Here is a 21,833-nt window from a genome sequence, read left to right as displayed (position 1 = left end):
GCTGGATACGATCAACATTGTCTATTCCTTTCCATTCTATAATAGTCCAATTACAAGCTTTAATTCTGCTTTTAATTCTGTTATTGTTTTCATCTTTCCATTCTATAATAGTCCAATTACAAGACGAGAAGCCTATGGGCTCTGTTGGCTGAATAGTTAGCTTTCCATTCTATAATAGTCCAATTACAAGGATACGAACAGACAAATGAAAAGAAAGGCTACCAGCTTTCCATTCTATAATAGTCCAATTACAAGCAGTGACACGGTACGTATAAAACCCATTATCCATATCTTTCCATTCTATAATAGTCCAATTACAAGCAGTCTGGATATGATGTTAAATTATTTACGAGACTTCTTTCCATTCTATAATAGTCCAATTACAAGTACATTCCCTGCCGCCTCCCTACCGGATTCTGTTGGCTTTCCATTCTATAATAGTCCAATTACAAGCCTTACCAATAAACACACATGGAGTTACTTTTGCCCTTTCCATTCTATAATAGTCCAATTACAAGCGTGCGAGAATAATCTTACTTGATTCATTCCTTTTTCTTTCCATTCTATAATAGTCCAATTACAAGAACTGCCACTTACTTAGTAACAGCGGTTGGAGTTAACTTTCCATTCTATAATAGTCCAATTACAAGCCCATTCTTCCGACCAGTCCACTTCGGCTGCTGGGACTTTCCATTCTATAATAGTCCAATTACAAGCCGTCGGACTGACGACAAAAAAAGCCTGTTATTAAGGCTATACGAAGATAAAACTCACTATTTTTATCAAAAAAAGTCGTCAATGCACAATCATAAGATTTCCCCCGTGCATCGACAACACGGATTTATCCCCTGTTTTCAATACTTTCCCACTATGTCAAAGAACCTTCTGGCTTCGGTAAATCTTCAGAAAACCTCTTCGACAACTACAAAATGTTGTCGATCTCGTTTTTTTCTTTACCTAATACCTGCTTTTCCAACCACTTCTCCTGCCTGCTTTTGAATACAATAATGCTATCTGCATCCGTATCCATGATGCCTTTAGCTTTTTGTAGTAACTCTTTTAATTTTACTTCTGTCAGCTCGCCTTCAAATACGCTGTTCTGTATCCAATTCAGGTATTGCCGGCATAATTTCAGCATTTTACCTACCCGCTTTTCTTCTATATCATACACCAATATTATATACATCGTCCAGGATTTACCACCATGCTTTAAATGGCTTGTATGATTCTATACCCAGCACATGTTTCACTAATTTGTAGCATTCCAGTTTTACCAGGTGTCTGTAGCTTACATTTCTCCCAAGTGAGCGATGCCTGATGGTTTCGCTCAATTTTTCATCCCAGGCTTTTACTACTTTTTTCCGGCCACTATCTTTGAGCAGGCAGCTGTTCAGGTTATGATCGAAATCGTTTTTCTGAATCATCTTTTTATTCAACAAGGCAAAGATCAGTCGATCGGCCAATATTGGTTTGAATACCTCCGCCAGATCTAAAGCCAGTGAGTAACGACGGTAGCCAGGCTGGTGTAAAAAGCTGATGGTCGGATTCAGTTGTGTATGATAGATCATATCCAAGCAGAGCGTGTAACACATGCTGTTAACAAAAGATACCATCGCATTAACTTCGTTATTGGGCGGTTGTTTGGTGCGATTCCCCATTTCATAATCGTTGATGATCAGATCAAAAGCTTCATAATAGGTCATGCGGATATTGCCTTCTACACCCATCAGGGTTTCTATATCGGGCACTAAAGCGATTTGTGCAGCCAGCACTTCTATCTTATCAATTTGTGCAACAGTAGCTCTTGCGCGATTGTTATAGTAGCGAAGGTTTTTGACCATATTGAAAGCTGCTCCCTCGATAAATTTTTGTGCTATAAGGATTCGCTTCTTTGGTTTGGAATATATCTCTGTTTGGGCAATTAGTACTTTCCCACTCAGCAAATAATCCTTGGGCATAAAGCTACCGGTATAGTGTTCGTAGTAATCAAAGAAGTGTACACTGATTTGTTCTTTGCCCAAAAAGTTATATAAAGCGCTGTTGGCGTCCAGCGCGCCAAAGGTGTACAGATTGTCCACACTTTCTACTGGGATGTACTTCGGTGTACCTTCATTGCCTACTTCATCCAGTGGTGTGAACTTGAGGGTGTTGTCTTTACGGCTCATGCGGCCGGGGTTAAAAAGGTAGTAGGATCTTTTCATGTCTTATTATATCCTGGTTGAACATATTTACTAATGTTCCGTATTAAATATAGATTGATGCGTATTGTTAATATTACTTTTCAATAATATTTATTCGTTTTTTTTAGCATGATGATTTTCTGTTTAAGCGTTTGCTTATTCTTCCACATAACACAGATCATAGTAACTGCAGCTTTTACATATCTTACTATTGATTTTTGGCGGGCACACTTCATTTTTTTGTAAGGAAGTAATTTTATTAATTACTTCTTGTAAATGAATTTTATCGGTTTCAGATAGCCAGACTTCATCAGTTTGCCGGAGCCGGGGGTATTCCAGAATGGCATGTACGCCGGTTACACTGTTTAGTTCCAATAACCATATATAGTATTTCGCCTGCCATTCATGGGCTTCTTCTATCTTGTCACTACGCTTGGTTTCATGGATGGTCCTTTCTTTTGCGTCGTAAAAGTCAATCTTGCCGGTAAGCTGAATGTCATCAGCAACCATGGCTGATATATCGATTTCCGTATATTTCTCTGCTCTTTGCGGATAACTTGTCTCATGCAGCAGTTTGCCATCATATACTATATCAGAAGTATGTTCCATGTTGATCCCATTGGAAAATAACCATAACTTTCGATGGCATACATGATAGTAGTTGATGTGGGTGGCGGTGAGTTGCATAATTTACATATCAGCGTTTCGAATAGTTGGAGAAATATCAGGCTTTCAATATTTGATTCTCGTAATCGAAAGCATTCATCATTGAAGCCAACTTTTCCCCGGCTTTAACGAGTGCATCAGCGCTTTCATTAACGGTGGCTATGTAACCAGAACAAGGTAGTGTTATGAACAAATCTGCACCGGCAGTCTCATCGATGATTGGTTTGGCTTTCGGTCTGTCACCATCGTCAATTAGCTTAGCACGTATGGCACCGGTAAGCGTACTGGCATTATCGCTGATGGCTACGGCAAGTGTTTCCATTAAACTGAATGTACGTGCCTGATTAGAGGTGATACGCCAGTTTAGCAGAGCATTGGCTAATGCCGGGATTACTTTTTCCCTTTCGGCTTTGGGCATGATCAGGCATTTACCAAATGTATTCTCGCCTTCTATCCAACCTTTGGTTTTTAGTTCCTGGATCTTTTCTTTGCTTAATTCCGGTTCATGCTGGTTAGTCGATACCGAAAAGAGTGTTCTTAAATCAATGGCTATATCATATACAAAAAGGCCTTGTGCTCTTCTATTATCCGGGATCCAGTTGCGACGGGGTAGGGTACGGTTATTGGTGGTAAGATAAGCTTCAATTTCTTCTTCGGTTAGCAGCTTATCGCTACCTGCCATCCGTACATTCACGGGATTATTATCCGGCCGATTACTTCTATCGAAGGTGAGATTTTCTTTCACCGTTCCTGATAACAACGGATGCAAAGGCCGCATGGCGGATATTGATAAAGGACTACGTCTTTTAACGGTAATGCCATCTCCAGCTCGCATCCAGCCTCCGATTAACTGATCGATATAGTTTGGATCACAGGGCGACCAGGGTTCTTTATTTTCCAGTTGCTTATCTTTAGTAACATTGTAGTTAAATGTTACCGGCGCCATTGGGACATTCAGGTTGGCAGTAAGGTCTTCCAGAACGGAGCGTTTTACCTGCTGACCGCTGGAGTAAGCACAATATTGTCCGAACTGTGCATCGTAATATGTTTTTTGTCCTTCCTGTACGCCGAATACCGTATGCTCTGCGTGTTTTAATGCTCTTAAATAAATGTAAGGATTCATCTTTTTATTTTTTTATGATTATTTACTGATGATGGCAAAATGGAAGCGTATGAGTGTAAGGAAATAAGGAACATTGTCTTTGGGCATCATGTGGATGAGCTTGGCCATTTCCTCATAATTAGTATTCGCTCCATTGTCTTCTACAACGATGGTCAGGTTATCCAGGAATTGTTTCTGACTTGTGGAAGATAATACAGCCTTTACATGATTGGTTTTGTCCTTTTTCCCTTTCTCGCTGCTGAGGGCGTACTGATTCAGGGACGCAGCAAACTGTTGCGCGCTTTCCCAAAGTTGTTCATTGTTAAGCATAGCTAATAACCAGATTTGATATGTATGGAAATTGAGTTTCTTCTCTTCGTCCTGTTCATTGTATACCGGAATTTTCCCTTTTTCTATAAAATCCCGGAGGCCTTTTGGCTCCATGGCATTGATCCCGATAGAGCCCATCTGGCAGGCTTTGGTGAAACCAAATGCGGTACCGAATAATTGCTCGACTTCTGCTTTTTTCGATGTGCCAAAATATTTCTCGTAAAGATCCACCGGTCTTATTATTTGCGGTAAGCGGAAGGGAATAAAACCAATTGTTGTATTAGTCTGGCCCAGATTGTATATATAGCCTGTCAGCTGTGTATCGGGAAAAGTACGGCATATGCCAATCAGGATGGAGGTCCAGGATTGCGTGTTTACTTCTAATCCGCCGTCTTTAGTCGCACTTATTCCATTAAACTGGGCTGTGGGATCCTGTGTGTCATAAAGACGAGAATCGTAACGATGTGCTATCCATTGCCCGTTCCAGGTATTGATTTGATTACCTCTTAATTGCGGTGTTTTATTGAGGTAGTTCCGGTAAATCATCCATCCATCAAAAATGTCTAAAAGTAATTGCGGTTTGTTAAAGAAGATAGACAGTCCTCCCTGTATGCCAATGCCAAGCCCGCTGCCGATCCAGGACAAATACGCGTCCTCTTCTTTTAAAGGAAGCTCCAGGCTGGTGAGTTGTCCGGAGGTAGTAGCAGTCATGTCCAGGGAAGGAAAACCTATAGCAATACTGGCATCGGCCGCACTGTTCGCAATTTTATCTACCAGTACAGATAACTTCTGCTTTCTTTCTACAGCTGATGGGGGAGCTCCTTTTTTGATGCCTTGCACAAATGGAGAGTTGGTGACCCATTGCATATATTTCTCCTCATCAAAAAACAAAGGAAAGTATTTCTCTACAAAGAAATCTTTGGCGCCATAAGCGCTGTTGTATTTTTCGTTATAGACTTTTAAAAATGTTTTACCAATATTAACTGCTATCATAATTTTATATGATTATAGAAATCTGAGTGTTGCATCGTAAAATTCCGGTTTAGCGAATTGAGACCTGAACCCTTCATCAATATCGTATGCTTTAGATGGAATAACAAAGGGCCTGCTACCAGTTTTTAGCTGATCTAACTGGTTGAAACCGATAGATCGGTAAGAAACGGGAATTTCCATACCAGCCTGAACAGCATAGTCTGCCGACTCATATAATGCCCGCTCTGATTCTTCAATACAAGCAATGGAATCGATATCGAGTACTTCCAGTAGGGCTGATTTGGGATGATGCCATAGCTCCTTTATGCGCCATTTACCTTCTACAAAAACTGCATCTAAATCGATGTTGACAAACTCGATCTCGGGATATACCGTATCAATCTGTTGCTGCAATTTTTTTTCCTGCAATACCTCTCCGTTGGGCAATGCTTCATAACTTCTCTTTAATACTTCAAGCCGATAGGGTTTTGCATCATTGTCATTATCTGGCGGAGCTATGACGTATATAGGTTTGTAATGCCCGATGGTCTCCAGCGATCTTTTCCTGTTAATTCTTCCGAATCTTTGGATCAAGGCGTCAATTGGGGCAGCATCCGTAATCATCAGGTCAAAGCTGATATCCAGGCTCACTTCTACCACTTGGGTAGCTACGACGATGCAGGCTTCGGTGTTATCATTAAATTCTTCTTTCAATTTCGTTTCCAATGCTGCTCTCCTGGTTCTTTTAAATCGGCTATGGATAAGCATCTTGTTTACCTGTGGATATTGGTCGCGCAACTTGTTGTAGAGGTCCTGTGATCGGGCTACTTTGTTGGCGACAATTAAGATCTTCTTTTTTGATGCAATGGCATCTTCTATGATTTGTTTCAGTTCATCGAAGCGTTCTACTTTATGAATGATGTGCCGATTGAACGTATCCAGTATATTGTCAGGTAACGTCACTTCATAAACCTGATCCTTTCCACCCATGATCTGTAAAAGACGGTTATACAAAATAGCAGGCATTGTAGCCGTTCCGATATGTACCCTGCAATCCAATGCACACAGTATTTCCACTATCTTCAGTACAATAGCCTGCATGGTTTCTGAATAAGTATGTATCTCGTCCAGGATGATATCGCAGCCTGTTAGGTCGGCGATCAGAGCTTCATATCCTTTGGTTCCGAAAACAAGTGATGCCATTTGATGCGGTGTAAGGACCTTAACAGAAGCACCAATATGCCGTTGCAGTATTTTTTCTTCCAGACTTTTTCCTTCCATCCTAAGGGCTGATGATGCGTGTAAAAAATGCACCTGCGCATTGGTATTTTTCAAATCCTGTTTAATTCTCTCATACATGGCGTTGATGGAAGCCTGAAAGGGTAGCGTATAAAATACTCTTCCTTTGCAGCGTTTCAACAGGAAATCGGTTTTGCCAGCGCCGGTAGGGGCTGTTACCAGTGTATGGCGTCGGAGATCGTCACCGGGAATAACCGATAAGGGATATAATTCACCCCGTCGGTTATAGAAAATCAGGTTGGGTTTGATAAAAAGCCGGGACACAATTTTGGACACTTCGCTATCCATAGCGGAGGCCAGATGGTCTGCTGCGATCAATAATCCTTTCCATTTGGAGTAACCATACTTCTTAGCCTCGCAGCAAGCTACTACGGTTTCAAAGTTTTGTTTGGCTTTAGTTGTCGTTATGGGGCTGATATTGAAGCCAAAATATGCCAGGATGCCTAACGCATCTGATACCCAGGAGTCGAACCCGATAGCATGTTGTTCGAAGCAATCGTCCAGGTTGTCCATTAGATCAAGCAACCCCATGCCTCCTGCATCTTTGTAAATAGATTTATGATGAGCCACCACCATGTCTATCACAGCAGGCCTGTCTTGTTCGTCTATTAATGAAAGGAAGAAAAGGGAAGCTATTTCGTGACGGAAAACAAAGCCTGGCGGGCGTTGGAAGTTCTTGTTCAATGTCTTTTGAAATTGCCCGCTAGCTTTGCCAATATCGTGCAAAATTGCCCCCTTATAAGCAATATGCTCATCCAGTCCCATGCTTTTAGCTATCCGCACGGCAATACATGCCACATCGTACAGATGCTGTATCAGTGTCATTTTTCCGTGTTGTTCGCTTTTGGCTAACAGATGATCGAATCGGGTCATTGACTGTTTTTTACAGGGTTGCCGGTTACTTCGAGTTGACCATACATAGGCGCTGCGTTATCGAAACGATGGAAGCCAGTAATAAATGCGCCGTCTACCTCGCCAAAGCGCAGTTCAAATCCATCCAATTCATTGAATGCATCTTCATCCAGGGTAGTAATATCCGGATCTGGAAAAAGGATATCTTCATTGCGGCAGAGGCATATGTGCTGTCTGGCTGCAATGTTTGCATCCGCAATATTTCCGAAAGCGAGGAGCAACACAGGGTCGATCATAATGCCTCTTTCCAGAATGGAGCGATTGCGTATCATCAACGCCTGCTGCTTTTTATATTCCCATCCTCTCGTTTGGGTTACTTCCTGTTGTAAGCTGATGGCGGCATATGTGAGCTTGTAGCGCACTATTTTTTGTATCCCTTTTTGGGATAGTGTTTCCGGAAATAATTTTTTCTCGATCCCTTCCAGGGATGAAGCGGTCAGGAACTGCTGACTAAAGGTTTTGCTATCCCGAACTGCCGTCCAGGGTTTTATAAAACCAAATGGACCGGAGTATTTTGCGACATATAATGAAGCCATTTCTCTATATTTTTTGCTGCATTCATTCATCTTGGAACACTATTCAACCTTAAAGAATATTCGGGTATCACCAGTTGCTATGTCAAAATCGTGTAGTTGAATCTGCGATCTGTTTTTTATTTTAACGCACCGAAGCCAATGCCAGTACTGTTGCCCAAGCCGGTTTTCCATGCAAATGAGATCTGCTCAGGTGTACCTTCTATTATTACCGGGCATATATTAACTCTGTTCCCAATTTTGTTATAGTAAATGATTTTAGTTTGAGCGCCAGGGTAATCCTTTAAAAAATCCACTTTTACACCATCTGGTGCAATTCCAGCTATCCGCAGTTTTCTTTGCAATGTTTCGGTCAACAGGGCCCCACATAACGGGTCATCATAGGTATAATGAATATCCCTGTTGTCTATTGTTCGTTTGATCAAAATTGGGCTGGTTACAAATAGCGTTTCTTTTTCGGAAAATATTGGAGCTTCCTGGATTGTAATGTCTGTGGCTTTCAAACCAAAAGCGAGATAGGGATCTTGCTGAACGCCTTTTATAAGCCGTTTAATAAAATCTGATTCATACGCGGATATCTCTAGTCTCGCACCATGGGGAAATGATAAACCTTTTCCGGTTGATTCACCCCGTTGCAACCAGGAAAAAGAAAATAAAGCTGTAGTACCGTGCCAACTATTCTGGCCCAACCATTTGTGAATTGCACCCGTGAGCTGGGGTTGATAGTTGTAGGGAACCAGTTGTCTATTTCGGGAAAGGGCTAAGTACAGTCGCATAATTATAGTTATTCAACAAATGTGAAAATTTTACGCCTAATGAAACAACGGGATTTTTCCCCTTGTTTATGAATATAATTTGAAAAAGGCCCCCGCTTTCTAATACACCTAAATGGGATCAATCGTACTAATTAATAAATAAGTTTTTGTTTTTTGACGACTTGCAGTTTTTCGTGACTCTAACGTATTTTGTACTTGATTTGTTGATAATGATATGTGTGTGTAGTATTAATATATGATTATTTATTTCGTTTGAAATCATTTTTTTATACACAAATACATCATCATGGAAGCTATACTGGAGAAACCGACCAGGAGCGAACAAAAAATCGCTAAAAGGCTCCGAAAGAAAGTGTCAGAGGCGTTAGCTGAATTGACAAAAAATACAAAAGGAACAATAACCCTGAGAATTGACGATATAGAGGAAGATTTGGATGTACCCAAATCTGCATTTCAACTTTTCTTTACCATCCTGGATAACATGGCGGAGGGGAATCCTATTGCCTTAATACTCTCAGGGAAAAAGGATGACATCAGTACCCAGCAGGCCGCAGACCTGCTGGGGGTTTCACGCCCGCATATTGTGCATCTACTGGAAAGAGGAGAGATACCTCATTTCAAAGTTGGTACTCACCGTAGAATTCATTTAAGCGACCTGATTGCATTCGATAAAAAAATGAAAAAGAACCGGGCCGATAAATTAGACTTGTTGGCTGCACAGGCACAAGCACTTAATATGGGCTATTGATATGAGCGATATTAAAAGTATGATTGCTGTACTTGATGCAAATGTTCTATATCCAGTGCCTTTACGTGATTTTTTACTTCGACTGGCAGAGGTGGATTTCTCGCTTACATCCATACAAGCCAGTGCGGCAGCATGAAGGAGTGATAGGAGAAAGCGGGAGGATTAATGGGAGAATGATGCAGGTAAGGTGGAGTTGATCTGAAGATGGATGGATGATGTGGTGAATGAAGTTTTACCTGGGGTATAATAGCGCAGGACAAAAATGCAGTGAGGTATCGGGTATTTCTAAGCAACAATCAGGCATATGCCTGTAAAAAAGGCCGGTATTCATACATCCGGACATAGGTATCCATGAACCAATTTCCTGGAAATAATATAAGAACAGCTGATAACAATCTCCGGTCGGCAAAAAGCCATACCTGTTCATTCCCGTTGTAAGGCTAATGAAGAGTAGCCAATAGCAGAACCCTTAAGTGACAGTACGTCCTGGTACAATGGCCATCGTTTCAATAGTGGCTTGCTGTGTTTTTTACCGGCTTGTGGGATTGAAGATGCTGCTGTAGTTACAGCGATCAGCTCTGCAGTCATGTATTTGCTGTTGTCGGTAACCAGACTCCCCTGGAAAGCGCGTACCTGTAATACGACCATCCCTGTTCCTTTTCCCGGAACGGTCATGTTCAGTTCCATGCCTTCGAACGGTTTACTGAGATCAATCCTCTTTGTGATGGAGACTGCGCCTGTAACCCGCCGGTGGGCAAAATGAGCCCGCACAGCGATGGCTTTTATCTCAAAATGGGTGAATCCGGACAATCGTGATAATTCCTGTGCAGGAATCAGCAGTATGTCATCGGGTGTGAATATGGGGGAGTGAGAGAAGAATTTTTCCAGGCCGGTGTGCCGGTTGAACCGGTATCCTTTTATGCCCTGTACGCCGGATTGTATCAGCACTTTGTTCAGCCGGTTTACGAAAGCGCCGTCGCAACGAAGATCCAGGTGCGGGGCGAATGCTTTGCGTATGAGGCGGCCTTTACGGCTGGCAATACCAAAATTGCGGGCAGCCTGCCGGGTGGCCGTTGTTTGTTTTACCCGGGCAGGCATACTACGCAGGAAGTGAACTCCATTGCGTTCGTAGCCAATCACGTTATTCAGCTTGCCGGTAAAGAGGAATGGGCCTGTTTGCGTTGCCATATTAACTACGTTTTTCTTAAAGTTATGACAACCGGGGGATCAGCTCCCGAGACTTCTTTAGCAACTATCAAATGTGTCTGGCCTGGGTGTTAGCGTATATTCAACGGGTGGTACCCCGGAAGAGGGAATTGTTCAGTACTGATTACACGGGTATTAGAAGATTTCGAAAAGTTGGATGGCAAACTATTACAGGTCACCAGTCACCAGGATTTTAACTTGATCTCACAAAAAATCAATATGAGTTGTTAATATGAGCGATGTTAAAAGAACAATTGCCGTACTTAATGCCCATTTAGCTCAAAATAAAAAAACGTCACAATGAACTATCTCATTATGACGTTTTCTGTGCGAAGGAAGAGATTCGAACTCTCAAGCCCTTTCAGGCACTACCACCTCAAAGTAGCGCGTCTACCAATTTCGCCACCTTCGCATTTGGTATGAATGGGGTGCAAAAATAACTGCTTTTTTAAAAAAACCAAATTTATTTCCTGAAAAACTAGATTATTTCCTGAGCAATATCCGGAAAACCGTGCCCTTATTAACTTCCGACGATTTAACGTACAGCCGTCCCCGGTGGTATTCTTCAATAATCCTTCTCGCCAATGACAACCCAAGGCCCCAGCCTCTTTTTTTCGTACTGAATCCGGGTTTGAAAACTTTCTCAAAGTTTATTTTAGAAATCCCCTTTCCCGTATCGGCAATATCTATCGTAATAAATGTAGGATGATTTTCTATGGTGATATCGATATTACCCTTGCCCTCCATCGCATCCAGCGCGTTTTTCAGCAGGTTCTCGACCACCCAGTCGAATAAAGGGGGAGAGATCATCGATGGCAATTCATCCTCTGCTGTATGTATATTAATCTGCACTTTCTGGGGCGCTCGTTTGCGGATATAAGCCACCATGTTCTCCAGCTGGGTAACGATATCGGTTTCCTCCAGTTTGGGCACGCTGCCTATCTTGGAGAAACGGTCGGTGATCAGTTTGAGCCGGTCTACATCTTTGGATAGCTCAGTAACGATAGTCCGGTTGGCCTCATTTTCGCGGAGGATTTCCAGCCAGGCTTCCATCGACGAAAGAGGGGTGCCAAGCTGGTGGGCCGTTTCTTTGGCAAGGCCTACCCAAACCTGGTTCTGAGTGGCCCGGTTGGTGCTGGAAAGCGCAAACAATGCCAGGCCAATGAACAGGGTTACCACAGTGAGCTGGATGTACGGATAGTACCTGATCTGTCGCAGAATGAGCGAATCGCCGTAATAGACATAGTTGTATTTTTTCTGCCTGGCATCTACTTCCATGATAAACGGTGGATGCTGCCGCTGAAATGCTTTCAGTTGGGCGGGAAGATAGGCAGGATCCTGCCTGATAAGCATTGTATCAAGGTTCCGGCTGTCGAGTATATGTCCTTCCTCATCTGTTAATATGAGCGGGATGGTGGTATTGTTGGTCATGATATCCACCGCCAGGTTGAGATTGGCATCGGTATCGGCCTGTAGTACTTCCCGATTTGCTTCTACCCAGGTTGCCACTTTTTTTCTTTCTTCTTCCCGGATATTCCTGGACAGGTTGCTGACAAACCAGATAGTAGTACCAATGATCAGCACTGCTATGGCGGCCAGTACGAACTTCCACCCAATGAATTGTTTAAACATACTTCTAATATAACTCTAATTCCGCTTCCGGATCTTCATAAATGGCAAATATTAGCACTGATTGTTGCATATTTGCATCTCAAAAATAATTGTTCACGCATAAACGTAAGATCAGTTGCCGGTATTGCCATCAGTAGCAGTTGTTATTTTAAATTGGAATGGAAGATCTTTCCTGGAGAAGTTCCTTCCCTCGGTTTGCCGTTCTACTTATGCGAATATGCAGGTGGTGCTGGCAGACAATGCGTCTACAGACGACAGTGTGGCTTTTGTGCAGCAGCATTATCCCCGGATCAGGATCATACAGAATGCGCGGAACGATGGATTTGCTGGCGGTTATAACGATGCACTGCAACAGGTGGAGGCCGATATTTATGTACTCCTGAATCAGGATGTGGAAGTGGAGCCAGGCTGGATTGAGCCGGTAGTGGCGCTGATGGAGCAGGATCCAGCCATTGCTGCATGTCAGCCTAAAATGAGGGCCTACAAGCAGCCGGAAGAATTTGAATATGCAGGCGCTGCAGGCGGCTGGATGGATATCCTCGGATATACCTTCTGCCGTGGCCGTATCCTGTATACGCTCGAGAAAGATCTGGGGCAGTACGACGATGTACAGGATGTGTTCTGGGCCACAGGTGCTGCTTTATTCATCCGTTCGCATTGCTTTCACGAGGTAGGAGGATTTGACCGTGATTTTTTTGCACATATGGAAGAAGTAGACCTTTGCTGGCGTTTACAGCGGGCAGGCTACCGTATCTGTTACTGCCCTGAATCAAAGGTTTTTCATGTGGGAGGCGGCAGCCTGCCCCAGGGAAATCCACGGAAACTATACCTGAATTTCAGGAACAACCTGATGATGTTATGGAAGAACCTGGACAGCGACGACCGCTGGATCGTACTGGTGCAACGTTTCTTCCTGGATATACTGGCAGGCGTAAAAAGCCTGGTGGCAGGGAAACCTAAGGATATGGCGGCCATCTACCGCGCGTATAAAGACTACTATCGCTGGAGGAGGAATTATGTGAAGAAAGATAACCTCCCGGAGATGAAACTGATGAAAATGAGAGGGGTGTTCCATGGCATTATGATCTGGAGATATTATTTTTTAAGACATAAAAAATTCTCAGAGCTGATCTGAGCCGGGAGGAACGGGTTATTAAATTTCTCTTGCCGGAATTCGAAAATTTCAAAATATTGTGTAGGTTTGCACCGGAAATAAACTGAATATGGAACATAATACAGTAGAAAATAAGAATGATATTACCTTAGATAAGGTTTCACGTTCCCGCTGGACGTTTTACGTGGCGTTATTCTGCATAGTGGCATCTTCACTGGGTGGTTGTTACAATCTTTTCCAGCACAGATACGCTGGTAAGCCGGATGTAAAAATCCAGGAAAGCACACTGTATAATCCGAAATATAAGTAAGCAATAGCTTTTACATAATTATCCAGCCTTCACCGTAAAACCGGTGAAGGTTTTTTTTTGCCCGCTTTTTCCCTGTTGCGTAAATAAAATTCCCGATCCGATTGGTATGTTTTCCTTTTTGCCCTGACTTTTGTCATACCGGTAAACAATGGCCGGTAGCAGCGGAAATATGTTTAAAAGAACGGATAAGCTAAAAAAGAAGCGGCATCAGTCGCTCTTCAAGACTGTTGTAGCAAAACTGCACCTCTGGCTTGGGCTGGGGGCGGGCGCCATTGTGCTGATCGTCAGCATTACAGGGTGCCTGTTTGTATTCCAGAAAGAAGTGAACGACTATTACTACCGAAAGACCCTGTTCATAACCCCTGCCACAACACCGCTATTGCCGGTGAGCGAACTGAAGAAGAAAGCAGAAGCGGTACTGGGACCTGCTAAACACATCAGAAATATTACCACCTATACTGCTCCGGACCGGGCCTGGGAGTTTATGGCCTATAAAGGCAATGATACCGCGCTGACCTATTTTGGAGCCGTAGAATACTATGAGACGGTTGTGATCAACCCTTACACCGGCAACGTGACGGGCGTGATTGACTATAAACATAATTTCTTCCTCATCGTAAAATCCCTCCACTGGAGCCTGTTGCTGAATACCCCATACGGACAGCCAATCGTAGGATGGGCCACCTTTATATTCGTTATCCTGCTGATTACCGGGCTGATTATGTGGTGGCCTAAGAAATGGAATAAAAGCACCCGGGAAAAGAGCTTTAAGATCAAATGGAAGGCCGGAGGCAAACGGGTGAACTACGATCTCCACAATGTACTGGGCTTTTACGCTATGATGATAGCCCTCGTGATTGCACTTACCGGAATGGTATGGGCATTTAAATGGTTTCAGGCCACTGTATATGTGGTCGCTTCCGGTAGCGTAACACCGCCTGCGCGCGATCAGCAGGAGTCTGTTAAGCAGCAGGTACTACTAACCGGCGATCCGCTGGATAAGTCGTTTGAGCAGGCAAGAGTGCTGCTGAAAGGCGCTAAACGGATCTTCATTTATCCGGCTGCAACAGAGAACGGAGTCCATCGTATTGGTGGATATAAAGGAGCGGAAACCTATTACGGAGCGGATGAGCTGCAATTCGACCAATATTCAGCCAAATTGCTGGGGCGCCGTAACGACACGCATAAGAACAGGGGAGAGAAGTTGTTGGAGATGAACTACGATATCCATGTGGGGGCCATTGGCGGATTAGCCGGGAAGATCCTGGTATTTTTCGCAGGTTTGATCTGTGCATCTCTTCCGGTAACGGGATTCTATGTATGGTGGAATAAACGGAATAAGCCTTCCAGAAAGCCCGTAATGATTCGGGAAACGGTGCAACCGGAACATTGTAAATAAAAAATATTACTTATTTTCTTGTTGAAATGAACTACCGTATTGTGTCTCAGCCAGTTGTTGCTGCCTCCACCAAGAAAAAAAATCCTGGGAAAATCGAAAAAAAATTTTGTGTTATCAGTCCGTTTCCTATCTTTGCAATCCCAACGAAAACGGCACGGGGCAAAGAAACAAGCTGGTGCAGTTATCAAGGGAAAAGTTCTTAAATAAGAAGTTCTTAACACCCGCGGAAGTAGCTCATTTGGTAGAGCACGACCTTGCCAAGGTCGGGGTGGCCGGTTCGAGCCCGGTCTTCCGCTCTAATTTTATTATAAGTTCTTAACACCTGCGGAAGTAGCTCATTTGGTAGAGCACGACCTTGCCAAGGTCGGGGTGGCCGGTTCGAGCCCGGTCTTCCGCTCACAAGCCTGATCGTTTAACGGTCAGGCTTTTTTGTTTCCGGAAATGACTGTAGAAAAGAATTACGAATTAGGAATTACGAAATGCATAGGAGATGTAAGCGAATTATACACCTACTCGCTTACATCTCCTATGCATTTCGTAATTCGTAATTCCTAATTCGTAATTCTTTCTCAATATTCTCCACTCGCACCACCGCCTCCTCCGCTACCACCGCCGAACTGAGTATTTGTAACAGGGCCCGTAGAGCCAGGGGTATAGGTTTGGGCAATGACCAGTGATTCTATTTTCAGTTTATCTGCCAGTGAAGGATCTTCGGGAGCAGCATAAGTAAAACCGTTGCGTGGTGTTTTCAGGTAACGTATCAATGCCCAGGCACCTGCAGTGAGCAGAAGCCCGCCCACTACCATAGCGGTTTCCAGCGGCATGATATGATGATAGTAACGAACCGTGAATACGATCGCGGCAATTAGTATCATGCCGGTGCGCAACAATATAGCGTCTTTACTGCGGATGCCGAGTGCTATATATATCAGCGGAACAACAGTGGTCCATATCCAGAAGAACCAGCCTCCGGGGATACCCGGATCCTCAACATGTTCCAGGTCGAACAGCATGTTACTTAATTCTCTTACAACATAGTAGTTGCCTGCCAGGTATAGTGTTGCCAAAGACAGCACAGATACAACCGTCAGGCAGTTTTGATAGTGTCGGAAAACCTTGTTTTTCATCCATCTTCTTACAAGTACATAAATACCCAGAGATATGCTGATCATGATAAACGGGACTACTATTTTGCCCCCGTTGCCGAGGAGAACGGTCTGATAGAAGATAGCAGAAAGGAGTGCAAGATAGGATACGCCTGCCACCATCATATCAGCAAAACGGAGTGTAGCCGTTAGCGTGATAAGGAAGACAACGAGCGGATAAACCTTGTTGTCATTCAATCCTGCGAAGCCTATACTGACACAAAGCAATAAAAGAGCCGACCAGAGAAGGGCATCATCCACGCCGGCACGAAACAGGTTCTTCGCTCTTACAAACAGCTCTAATGCCCCATAGCAAAGCAAACCAGCGAAAATGCCGATCCCGGAGATATTACGCTCATTCTTCACCATGCCTAACATCATCAATGTAAGCAGGCCAAGAGAAAAACATACAATGATGCACGTTAGTATAAACAATCCTACCCTGATCATTGGATTAGGCGTATACAAATTCACCGGATGCGCAGTAGTGATGGCCTTGTAGGTATCCACGCTGATACAGTTTTTCCGCAACGCTTTTTCCGCTTCTTCCCTGATCTCAAGATTGTCCAGTGTTTGCGAGTTATATGCCAGCATTTTTGATTTTTTTGTTGAGGTTAATCAATAGTAAAATAACGCCCACAGCGGATCCTATCAGGTACAGCAGGCCAACGTAGATGCCGTCGTCGTTGTGCGACATCGAAAGCAGACGAACTACGGCAGTACTTATACCAACATAACAGTAAAGCACCGTGATCATCACAAAGTAGAAAGAATGTTCTTTGAAAGCCTGTGAGAATACCCAGGCCCCGGCTATCATCATCAGCAGGAACCATACAAACCAGGTATCATCCATAGACCACATGGCAGCGGTAAGCGCGATGAAAAGGATATGTGTACCGAAGTTCTGGTAAGTAAATGCAAAGTGTTTTTTCAGATTCGTGCGATTAGATATAGCTGCCACGGCCAGCAGAAATACGCCGAGCAGCAGGCCGGTGTAAATGACGTGGTCGTCGCCGAAATGATTGGCAGAGAGAATTTGCAACGGTGTAAGAGAAATACCCAGCCAGGCAGCGAGGTTGGTAATGGCCATCGATAACACCCCCAGGTGATCGAAATAATAAGCGCTGAGTGTGAGCGCAGTCAGGGGAATAAAGGTGGCCAGTCCATACGCAGTTCCGAATGCAGTATACTGAAATTGCAGGTAGCCGATAAACGTAACGAAGGTAAGGCAACCTAACAGCAACGCATAATCGGCGAAAGCATTCGGCGATTCCACTTTCTGCCAGGAAAAAGGCGCTTTTTGCCGGATACAGTAGGCAAAGCAGCCCGCGCAGATAACACCGATGAGCAGGAGGATCACCTGGTGGCCGATGGTATCAATGTTCTTATATATCAGGATGCCCAAACCTCCGCTGAGGAGCAGCACACCCAGATATAGCATTGTTTTTATTTCCCAGTGCACAGAGAACAGTTGCTGTTCAGCAGTTGATCGTACGGCTAACAATTCTTTTTCGTCCATGAGTCCTTCAGCATGGAGTTTCTCAAATATCCCTTTGTTCATAGATGGAGTTAAGAACAGAAATTTACAATCCTAATAACCCGCAATATACGATATCAGCCGGCAAAAGTATATATTGTGCTACTGCAATGAAGCAGCTGTAGTAACAATTATCTGATTATGCAATTTTACCGACCGGAATTATTAAGCGGACTGGAATGCGAGCTGGGAGAGGGCGCTCTGTGGTGGAAGGAGCGCAACAGCTGGTGCTGGGTGGATATATTGGGCCACACTATTTATATGCGCGATCTGAATGGGCACCAGCAACAGTTTGATGCAGGATCTTATGTGTCTACGCTGGTACCGGTTGAGGGGGGCAGGGCACTGGTGGCAGGTTTGCAGGACGGGATAGCTTTTTTTACACCCGAAGAAGGCATGGGGCCACGTATCGCTATGCTGAACCAGCGTGCGGATGTACGTTGTAATGATGGCAAATGTGATCCCGCCGGCAGGTTGTGGATAGGCACTATGCAGATGCCTGCCGAAGAAGGAACCGGCACTTTATACTGTATAACGGGGGAAGAGGCGCCAGTGGCCAAATTGCCGGGAGTAACCATTTCAAATGGGCTCGTTTGGCTTGGCAACAAAATGTACTATAATGACACGCATACGGGTACTGTGCAGGAGTTTAGTTATGATGCTGCCACGGGGAATATCTCCTTTACCCGGGTGGCCATACGGATACCGCCCGAACTGGGCTGTCCGGATGGTATGGCTGCTGATGTGAATGGTATGTTGTGGATCGCCCATTGGGGAGGTTTCGGGGTTTATTGCTGGGATCCGGTCAGTGGTCAGTTGCAGGCGATGATAGATATGCCGGCAGGGCACGTATCTTCCTGTGCTTTCGGAGGGCCCGATATGGATGAGCTGCTGATTACCACAGCAAGGGAGCACATGAGTGAAACTGACCTGCAGTTGTATCCTGCGAGTGGCAGTGTGTTTCACGTTAAATTGCCTGTTAAAGGGCTGCCAGTCAATTATTTTAAGTATTAATTATCCTAACATATCACTGTTCCACGGTTTTCTGCTATATTCTTCGTATATTTGCAGCCGGATTAGACTTTTATAGGGTATTTTAATACCAGTTATACTATCTTATTACACTTCCCTTAGCATAAGACACTTTCCCTTAGTATGCTACCGCAGAGAAACGTGATGTAAAAATAACTATGATCATGAAGGATTTTAAAATCATCGACAACAAAGAAGCCAGGCAGTTTGAAGCACATATTGCCGGACAGATGGCTAAAGTAATTTATGAGAGAAACGGAACCCGCATTTTCCTGACTGGGGCAGAAGTGCCACCGGTGCTGGAAAAACAGGGCGTATTACCTGTGATGTTGGGTAAAGTGATGGAGGAAATTTCCGCACAGAATATCCGTTTGGTGCCATCCAGCAAGAAGGTGGCGGATTATGTTCGCAGCAATCCCAAGTGGAAAACCTTGCTGGCACATGGTTTACATATCTAGTTCTTTATTTGCATTTGATATTTAGTTATTTAATTATCAGCTGTCGCAGGTATCGTCAGCAGTAAGAATGGCGGAAGAACGCATCAGATACCCGTTTCAGCATGATAACTAAATAACTAAATATGCAAATGCCTTTTCTACCTGATACCCATCTTCGCTTTCACTGCCGGCATCAGATCGTCGGTTTCTGCGGACACAAGTACCGCATCTCTGGAGTTATCAATCACAAGCGTGTAGCCTTTCTCGTTAGCTACCGCCTTTAAAACCTTTTTAGCTTTATCTAAGATAGGAGCAAGCAATTGTTGTTCTTTTTCGGAAATGGTCTGTTCCGACATTTCTTTGTATTTCTGCAGATTGGCCTGCAGGCTCTTAAGTTCCGATACCTTCACTTCCAGCATAGCCGGATTTAACTTCTTCTGCAGACTATCAAATTCATTCACCTTCCTGGTATATTCGGTAACCAGTTGCTGACCATCTTTACTTAATCTTTCCTGTAAAATGTTTAGTGTATCACCCGCTTGTTTGCTTTCAGGCATGGCAGCGATTAATTGCTGAAAATTGATATAACCAGTTTTTGACTGAGCGAAAATGGCAGTGCTGCCGAATAATAAAATACAAAGTGTACAGATAGATTTCATTGGGATAATTTCCACAATAATAATAGTCTGATTGTGAAATATTCTTTAAGACATCTATAAGAGAATGTTAAAAGCTGTGGTTGCTAGATAATTATAATATATAGAAGGTAATTATTTAATATGTGACAACCTTCGCTGTATTTGGCTAAGACGCTTTTTTTTCCCGGGCATAGGGGTAAGATGAGCGTATGGTGTCGTTATAATAAATCAGTTCAATTGGCAGAAGGAATTATATTTGACGTTAGATATCAAACCCTGAGCATGGAATTTATAAATCCGGGTAACACTGCAGTACCGGAATTGGAAAACTCTTTAACATTTGAACAAGTTTTTAAAACTCAGTTTAAGGGCTTGCATGCCTATGCATGTACGTTGTTAAAAGATGAAATAATGGCGGAAGAAATGGTGCAGAACGTGTTTTGCAAATTGTGGGAAAAATCCGGGGATATAAAGATCAGGCAGTCAGTGTCCGGTTACCTCTACCGGGCCGTTTATCACGAATGTATTAATTACCTCAGACATCAGAAGGTGAAGGCTGCCCACCAGGCCCACACGAAATACCAGATGGGGAGCGATCCCGGTTCAGGGAATACTTCCGGGAAAGTAATGCTACGAGAGCTGGAAGAGAAGCTGGCAGCGGCTTTGATGGCATTGCCGGAGAAATGCCGTACCGTGTTTCAATTAAGCCGCTTTGAAGAATTAAAATATCAGGAAATAGCCGACCGGCTGAATATCTCTGTAAAAACTGTGGAAAACCAGATGGGCAAAGCATTGCGGCTGCTAAGGCTCAATCTGGTCGATTTTCTGCCCTTGTTATTAATTTTGCTCCACCTGTAAATATGCATAAGTGAAAAAACAATCCGATCATATAAACGACGATTTACTGGTGAAGCATCTGCTGCATATTACCACACCCGAAGAGCAGGTGGCAGTGGAAGAATGGCTGGCCGGGCAGGAAGATCACCGGCGTTATTTTGAACATTTTCGCCTGATCTGGGAAGAGAGCAAGAAGCTCGAAGCTGTAAGCACAGTGGATGAAAATGAAGCCTGGGCGCGTTTTCAACAGCGGGTAGGCAACGACCGGCAAACGGCGCGGGTAGTAAAGCTGGATACCCGTTCGCCCTGGCTGGGGATAAAACGTATCGCTGCAGTATTGATAATAGCACTGGGCATTACCGGAGCCTGGTATATGCTGAGCCGGCAATCCCATACGCCGCCTATGATTGTTAGCACCGGTGCACAGATCAGGCAGGATACATTGCCAGACGGATCTATGGTGGTGCTGAATAAACAATCGAGCCTGGAGTATTCCGGAACGGGTAAACAAAGGAACGTAAAGCTCGCAGGGGAAGCCTTTTTCAATGTGGCCAGCGATCCGGGAAAGCCTTTTGTAATAAAGATCAATGATGTTAGCGTAACCGTACTGGGTACATCCTTTAATGTGAAGAACAGTAAAGGAAAAACGGAAGTAATCGTGGAATCAGGCGCCGTAGAGGTTTCAAAGAACAATAACAGCGTACAGCTGAAGCAGCATGAAAAAGCAGTAGTGGCGGATGATCAGTCGGCGCCTGTTAAACAAAGCAATACCGATGAGCTGTATAACTACTACCGTACACAATCGTTCGTTTGCACCAATACACCACTCTGGCAGCTGGTCGATATCCTGAATGAAGCATATGGCGTGAATATCACGATCGCCAATCCTGAGAAAAGGAATGTACAGCTGAATGCCACTTTTACCAGGGGATCGCTCGACAGTACCCTGAAAGTTATAGCGCTCACTTATGAGGTGACGATAGAAAAAAACGGATCACAAATAATTTTGAAATAATAGTTACTGCTCT

21 protein-coding genes, 3 tRNA genes and 1 CRISPR repeat array (1 of these 25 cut by a window edge) are annotated in these 21,833 nt (G+C 43.8%); of the genes, 10 read left to right on the top strand and 14 right to left on the bottom strand.

Annotated elements, in window-relative coordinates; genetic code table 11:
- A CRISPR array of direct repeats spans positions 1-716; the repeat unit is 30 nt; unit sequence CTTTCCATTCTATAATAGTCCAATTACAAG (it extends 5,449 nt beyond the left edge of the window).
- Between the two features lie 206 nt (positions 717-922).
- The 8 genes from cas2 to cas6 all read right to left on the bottom strand — a co-directional run bounded on the left by cas2 (position 923) and on the right by cas6 (position 8,770).
- Positions 923-1,186 (bottom strand): CRISPR-associated endonuclease Cas2, encoded by a 264-nt coding sequence (gene cas2 / locus UNH61_RS23405; protein WP_326994437.1) that lies wholly within the window; start codon positions 1,184-1,186, stop codon positions 923-925.
- Between the two features lie 10 nt (positions 1,187-1,196).
- Positions 1,197-2,201, bottom strand: coding sequence for a type I-B CRISPR-associated endonuclease Cas1b (gene cas1b / locus UNH61_RS23400; RefSeq protein ID WP_326994436.1), 1,005 nt, complete (start codon positions 2,199-2,201; stop codon positions 1,197-1,199).
- A 135-nt stretch (positions 2,202-2,336) separates the two neighbouring features.
- On the bottom strand, positions 2,337-2,867 hold the full coding sequence (gene cas4, locus UNH61_RS23395) for a CRISPR-associated protein Cas4 (RefSeq protein ID WP_326994435.1): 531 nt from the start codon (positions 2,865-2,867) through the stop codon (positions 2,337-2,339).
- A 37-nt stretch (positions 2,868-2,904) separates the two neighbouring features.
- Positions 2,905-3,969 (bottom strand): hypothetical protein, encoded by a 1,065-nt coding sequence (locus UNH61_RS23390; RefSeq protein WP_326994434.1) that lies wholly within the window; start codon positions 3,967-3,969, stop codon positions 2,905-2,907.
- An 18-nt stretch (positions 3,970-3,987) separates the two neighbouring features.
- Entirely contained in the window at positions 3,988-5,271 is a 1,284-nt protein-coding gene (locus UNH61_RS23385; protein ID WP_326994433.1) for a hypothetical protein, read from the bottom strand.
- Between the two features lie 12 nt (positions 5,272-5,283).
- Positions 5,284-7,422: a CRISPR-associated helicase Cas3' gene (cas3, locus tag UNH61_RS23380; RefSeq protein WP_326994432.1), complete on the bottom strand. Its 2,139-nt coding sequence runs from the start codon at positions 7,420-7,422 to the stop codon at positions 5,284-5,286.
- Positions 7,419-7,997, bottom strand: a complete 579-nt coding sequence (locus tag UNH61_RS23375) for a hypothetical protein (RefSeq protein WP_326994431.1) — start codon at positions 7,995-7,997, stop codon at positions 7,419-7,421. Before UNH61_RS23375 ends, cas3 begins: the two co-directional genes overlap by 4 nt.
- A 116-nt stretch (positions 7,998-8,113) precedes the next feature.
- Positions 8,114-8,770: a CRISPR-associated endoribonuclease Cas6 gene (gene cas6, locus UNH61_RS23370; protein ID WP_326994430.1), complete on the bottom strand. Its 657-nt coding sequence runs from the start codon at positions 8,768-8,770 to the stop codon at positions 8,114-8,116.
- Positions 8,771-9,056: 286 nt separating this feature from the next.
- Here cas6 and UNH61_RS23365 point away from each other — a divergent pair, with 286 nt between their 5' ends.
- Positions 9,057-9,518 carry a helix-turn-helix domain-containing protein gene (locus UNH61_RS23365; protein ID WP_326994429.1) on the top strand — a complete coding sequence of 154 codons (462 nt, stop codon included), beginning with the start codon at positions 9,057-9,059 and terminating at the stop codon, positions 9,516-9,518.
- Between the two features lie 423 nt (positions 9,519-9,941).
- Here UNH61_RS23365 and UNH61_RS23360 read toward each other — a convergent pair whose 3' ends face one another.
- The 3 genes from UNH61_RS23360 to UNH61_RS23350 all read right to left on the bottom strand — a co-directional run bounded on the left by UNH61_RS23360 (position 9,942) and on the right by UNH61_RS23350 (position 12,356).
- Complete coding sequence (locus tag UNH61_RS23360) at positions 9,942-10,706, bottom strand: hypothetical protein (RefSeq protein ID WP_326994428.1); 765 nt, start codon at positions 10,704-10,706, stop codon at positions 9,942-9,944.
- 346 nt (positions 10,707-11,052) lie between these two features.
- Positions 11,053-11,136, bottom strand: a tRNA-Leu gene (locus tag UNH61_RS23355).
- A gap of 71 nt (positions 11,137-11,207) precedes the next feature.
- A complete protein-coding gene (locus tag UNH61_RS23350) occupies positions 11,208-12,356 on the bottom strand; it encodes a HAMP domain-containing sensor histidine kinase (protein ID WP_326994427.1) in 1,149 nt (382 codons plus the stop codon).
- Positions 12,357-12,471: 115 nt separating this feature from the next.
- Here UNH61_RS23350 and UNH61_RS23345 point away from each other — a divergent pair, with 115 nt between their 5' ends.
- From UNH61_RS23345 to UNH61_RS23325, 5 genes are all read left to right on the top strand, one after another.
- A complete protein-coding gene (locus tag UNH61_RS23345; protein ID WP_326994426.1) occupies positions 12,472-13,491 on the top strand; it encodes a glycosyltransferase family 2 protein in 1,020 nt (339 codons plus the stop codon).
- Positions 13,492-13,579: 88 nt separating this feature from the next.
- Positions 13,580-13,780: a hypothetical protein gene (locus UNH61_RS23340; protein ID WP_326994425.1), complete on the top strand. Its 201-nt coding sequence runs from the start codon at positions 13,580-13,582 to the stop codon at positions 13,778-13,780.
- Positions 13,781-13,949: 169 nt separating this feature from the next.
- Positions 13,950-15,179, top strand: coding sequence for a PepSY-associated TM helix domain-containing protein (locus UNH61_RS23335; protein WP_326994424.1), 1,230 nt, complete (start codon positions 13,950-13,952; stop codon positions 15,177-15,179).
- A gap of 223 nt (positions 15,180-15,402) precedes the next feature.
- Positions 15,403-15,475, top strand: a tRNA-Gly gene (locus UNH61_RS23330).
- Between the two features lie 28 nt (positions 15,476-15,503).
- Positions 15,504-15,576: transfer RNA gene (locus tag UNH61_RS23325), tRNA-Gly, on the top strand.
- Between the two features lie 172 nt (positions 15,577-15,748).
- Here the strand turns inward: UNH61_RS23325 and UNH61_RS23320 are convergent.
- Entirely contained in the window at positions 15,749-16,918 is a 1,170-nt protein-coding gene (locus tag UNH61_RS23320; RefSeq protein WP_326994423.1) for a hypothetical protein, read from the bottom strand.
- Entirely contained in the window at positions 16,905-17,885 is a 981-nt protein-coding gene (locus UNH61_RS23315) for a DUF2157 domain-containing protein (protein WP_326994422.1), read from the bottom strand. The genes UNH61_RS23320 and UNH61_RS23315 overlap by 14 nt, the downstream gene beginning before the upstream one ends.
- A 117-nt stretch (positions 17,886-18,002) precedes the next feature.
- Between UNH61_RS23315 and UNH61_RS23310 the strand changes: the two genes are divergently transcribed.
- Positions 18,003-18,875, top strand: a complete 873-nt coding sequence (locus tag UNH61_RS23310; RefSeq protein WP_326994421.1) for an SMP-30/gluconolactonase/LRE family protein — start codon at positions 18,003-18,005, stop codon at positions 18,873-18,875.
- A gap of 182 nt (positions 18,876-19,057) precedes the next feature.
- The gene (locus tag UNH61_RS23305) at positions 19,058-19,351 is read left to right on the top strand and encodes an N-acetyltransferase (protein WP_326994420.1); all 294 of its coding nucleotides are present in this window, start codon (positions 19,058-19,060) and stop codon (positions 19,349-19,351) included.
- A gap of 137 nt (positions 19,352-19,488) precedes the next feature.
- On the opposite strand, the gene UNH61_RS23300 is transcribed toward UNH61_RS23305, so the two are convergent.
- Positions 19,489-19,989 carry an OmpH family outer membrane protein gene (locus UNH61_RS23300; RefSeq protein WP_326994419.1) on the bottom strand — a complete coding sequence of 167 codons (501 nt, stop codon included), beginning with the start codon at positions 19,987-19,989 and terminating at the stop codon, positions 19,489-19,491.
- Positions 19,990-20,250: 261 nt separating this feature from the next.
- Here UNH61_RS23300 and UNH61_RS23295 point away from each other — a divergent pair, with 261 nt between their 5' ends.
- Both UNH61_RS23295 and UNH61_RS23290 read left to right on the top strand, forming a co-directional pair.
- Entirely contained in the window at positions 20,251-20,826 is a 576-nt protein-coding gene (locus UNH61_RS23295) for an RNA polymerase sigma-70 factor (RefSeq protein ID WP_326994418.1), read from the top strand.
- A 10-nt stretch (positions 20,827-20,836) separates the two neighbouring features.
- On the top strand, positions 20,837-21,820 hold the full coding sequence (locus UNH61_RS23290; protein ID WP_326994417.1) for a FecR domain-containing protein: 984 nt from the start codon (positions 20,837-20,839) through the stop codon (positions 21,818-21,820).
- Positions 21,821-21,833: the final 13 nt, after the last annotated feature.

It is taken from the genome of Chitinophaga sp. 180180018-3 (assembly GCF_037893185.1).
Classification (GTDB): Bacteria; Bacteroidota; Bacteroidia; order Chitinophagales; family Chitinophagaceae; genus Chitinophaga.
The sequence above is the reverse complement of the archived record's forward strand: the minus strand, read 5'-3'. Positions and strand labels throughout refer to the sequence as shown.

Bases quoted from the DNA above. Each gene is read 5' to 3' on its own strand.
- UNH61_RS23295 (WP_326994418.1), top strand. From the start codon at position 20,251: ATGGAATTTATAAATCCGGGTAACACTGCAGTACCGGAATTGGAAAAC.
- UNH61_RS23375 (WP_326994431.1), bottom strand. From the start codon at position 7,997: ATGGCTTCATTATATGTCGCAAAATACTCCGGTCCATTTGGTTTTATA.
- UNH61_RS23350 (WP_326994427.1), bottom strand. From the start codon at position 12,356: ATGTTTAAACAATTCATTGGGTGGAAGTTCGTACTGGCCGCCATAGCA.
- UNH61_RS23305 (WP_326994420.1), top strand. From the start codon at position 19,058: ATGAAGGATTTTAAAATCATCGACAACAAAGAAGCCAGGCAGTTTGAA.
- UNH61_RS23310 (WP_326994421.1), top strand. From the start codon at position 18,003: ATGCAATTTTACCGACCGGAATTATTAAGCGGACTGGAATGCGAGCTG.
- UNH61_RS23335 (WP_326994424.1), top strand. From the start codon at position 13,950: ATGTTTAAAAGAACGGATAAGCTAAAAAAGAAGCGGCATCAGTCGCTC.
- UNH61_RS23360 (WP_326994428.1), bottom strand. From the start codon at position 10,706: ATGGCAACGCAAACAGGCCCATTCCTCTTTACCGGCAAGCTGAATAAC.
- UNH61_RS23300 (WP_326994419.1), bottom strand. From the start codon at position 19,989: ATGAAATCTATCTGTACACTTTGTATTTTATTATTCGGCAGCACTGCC.
- UNH61_RS23385 (WP_326994433.1), bottom strand. From the start codon at position 5,271: ATGATAGCAGTTAATATTGGTAAAACATTTTTAAAAGTCTATAACGAA.
- cas2 (WP_326994437.1), bottom strand. From the start codon at position 1,186: ATGTATATAATATTGGTGTATGATATAGAAGAAAAGCGGGTAGGTAAA.
- UNH61_RS23315 (WP_326994422.1), bottom strand. From the start codon at position 17,885: ATGAACAAAGGGATATTTGAGAAACTCCATGCTGAAGGACTCATGGAC.
- UNH61_RS23365 (WP_326994429.1), top strand. From the start codon at position 9,057: ATGGAAGCTATACTGGAGAAACCGACCAGGAGCGAACAAAAAATCGCT.
- cas4 (WP_326994435.1), bottom strand. From the start codon at position 2,867: ATGCAACTCACCGCCACCCACATCAACTACTATCATGTATGCCATCGA.
- cas6 (WP_326994430.1), bottom strand. From the start codon at position 8,770: ATGCGACTGTACTTAGCCCTTTCCCGAAATAGACAACTGGTTCCCTAC.
- UNH61_RS23320 (WP_326994423.1), bottom strand. From the start codon at position 16,918: ATGCTGGCATATAACTCGCAAACACTGGACAATCTTGAGATCAGGGAA.
- UNH61_RS23390 (WP_326994434.1), bottom strand. From the start codon at position 3,969: ATGAATCCTTACATTTATTTAAGAGCATTAAAACACGCAGAGCATACG.
- cas1b (WP_326994436.1), bottom strand. From the start codon at position 2,201: ATGAAAAGATCCTACTACCTTTTTAACCCCGGCCGCATGAGCCGTAAA.
- UNH61_RS23340 (WP_326994425.1), top strand. From the start codon at position 13,580: ATGGAACATAATACAGTAGAAAATAAGAATGATATTACCTTAGATAAG.
- cas3 (WP_326994432.1), bottom strand. From the start codon at position 7,422: ATGACCCGATTCGATCATCTGTTAGCCAAAAGCGAACAACACGGAAAA.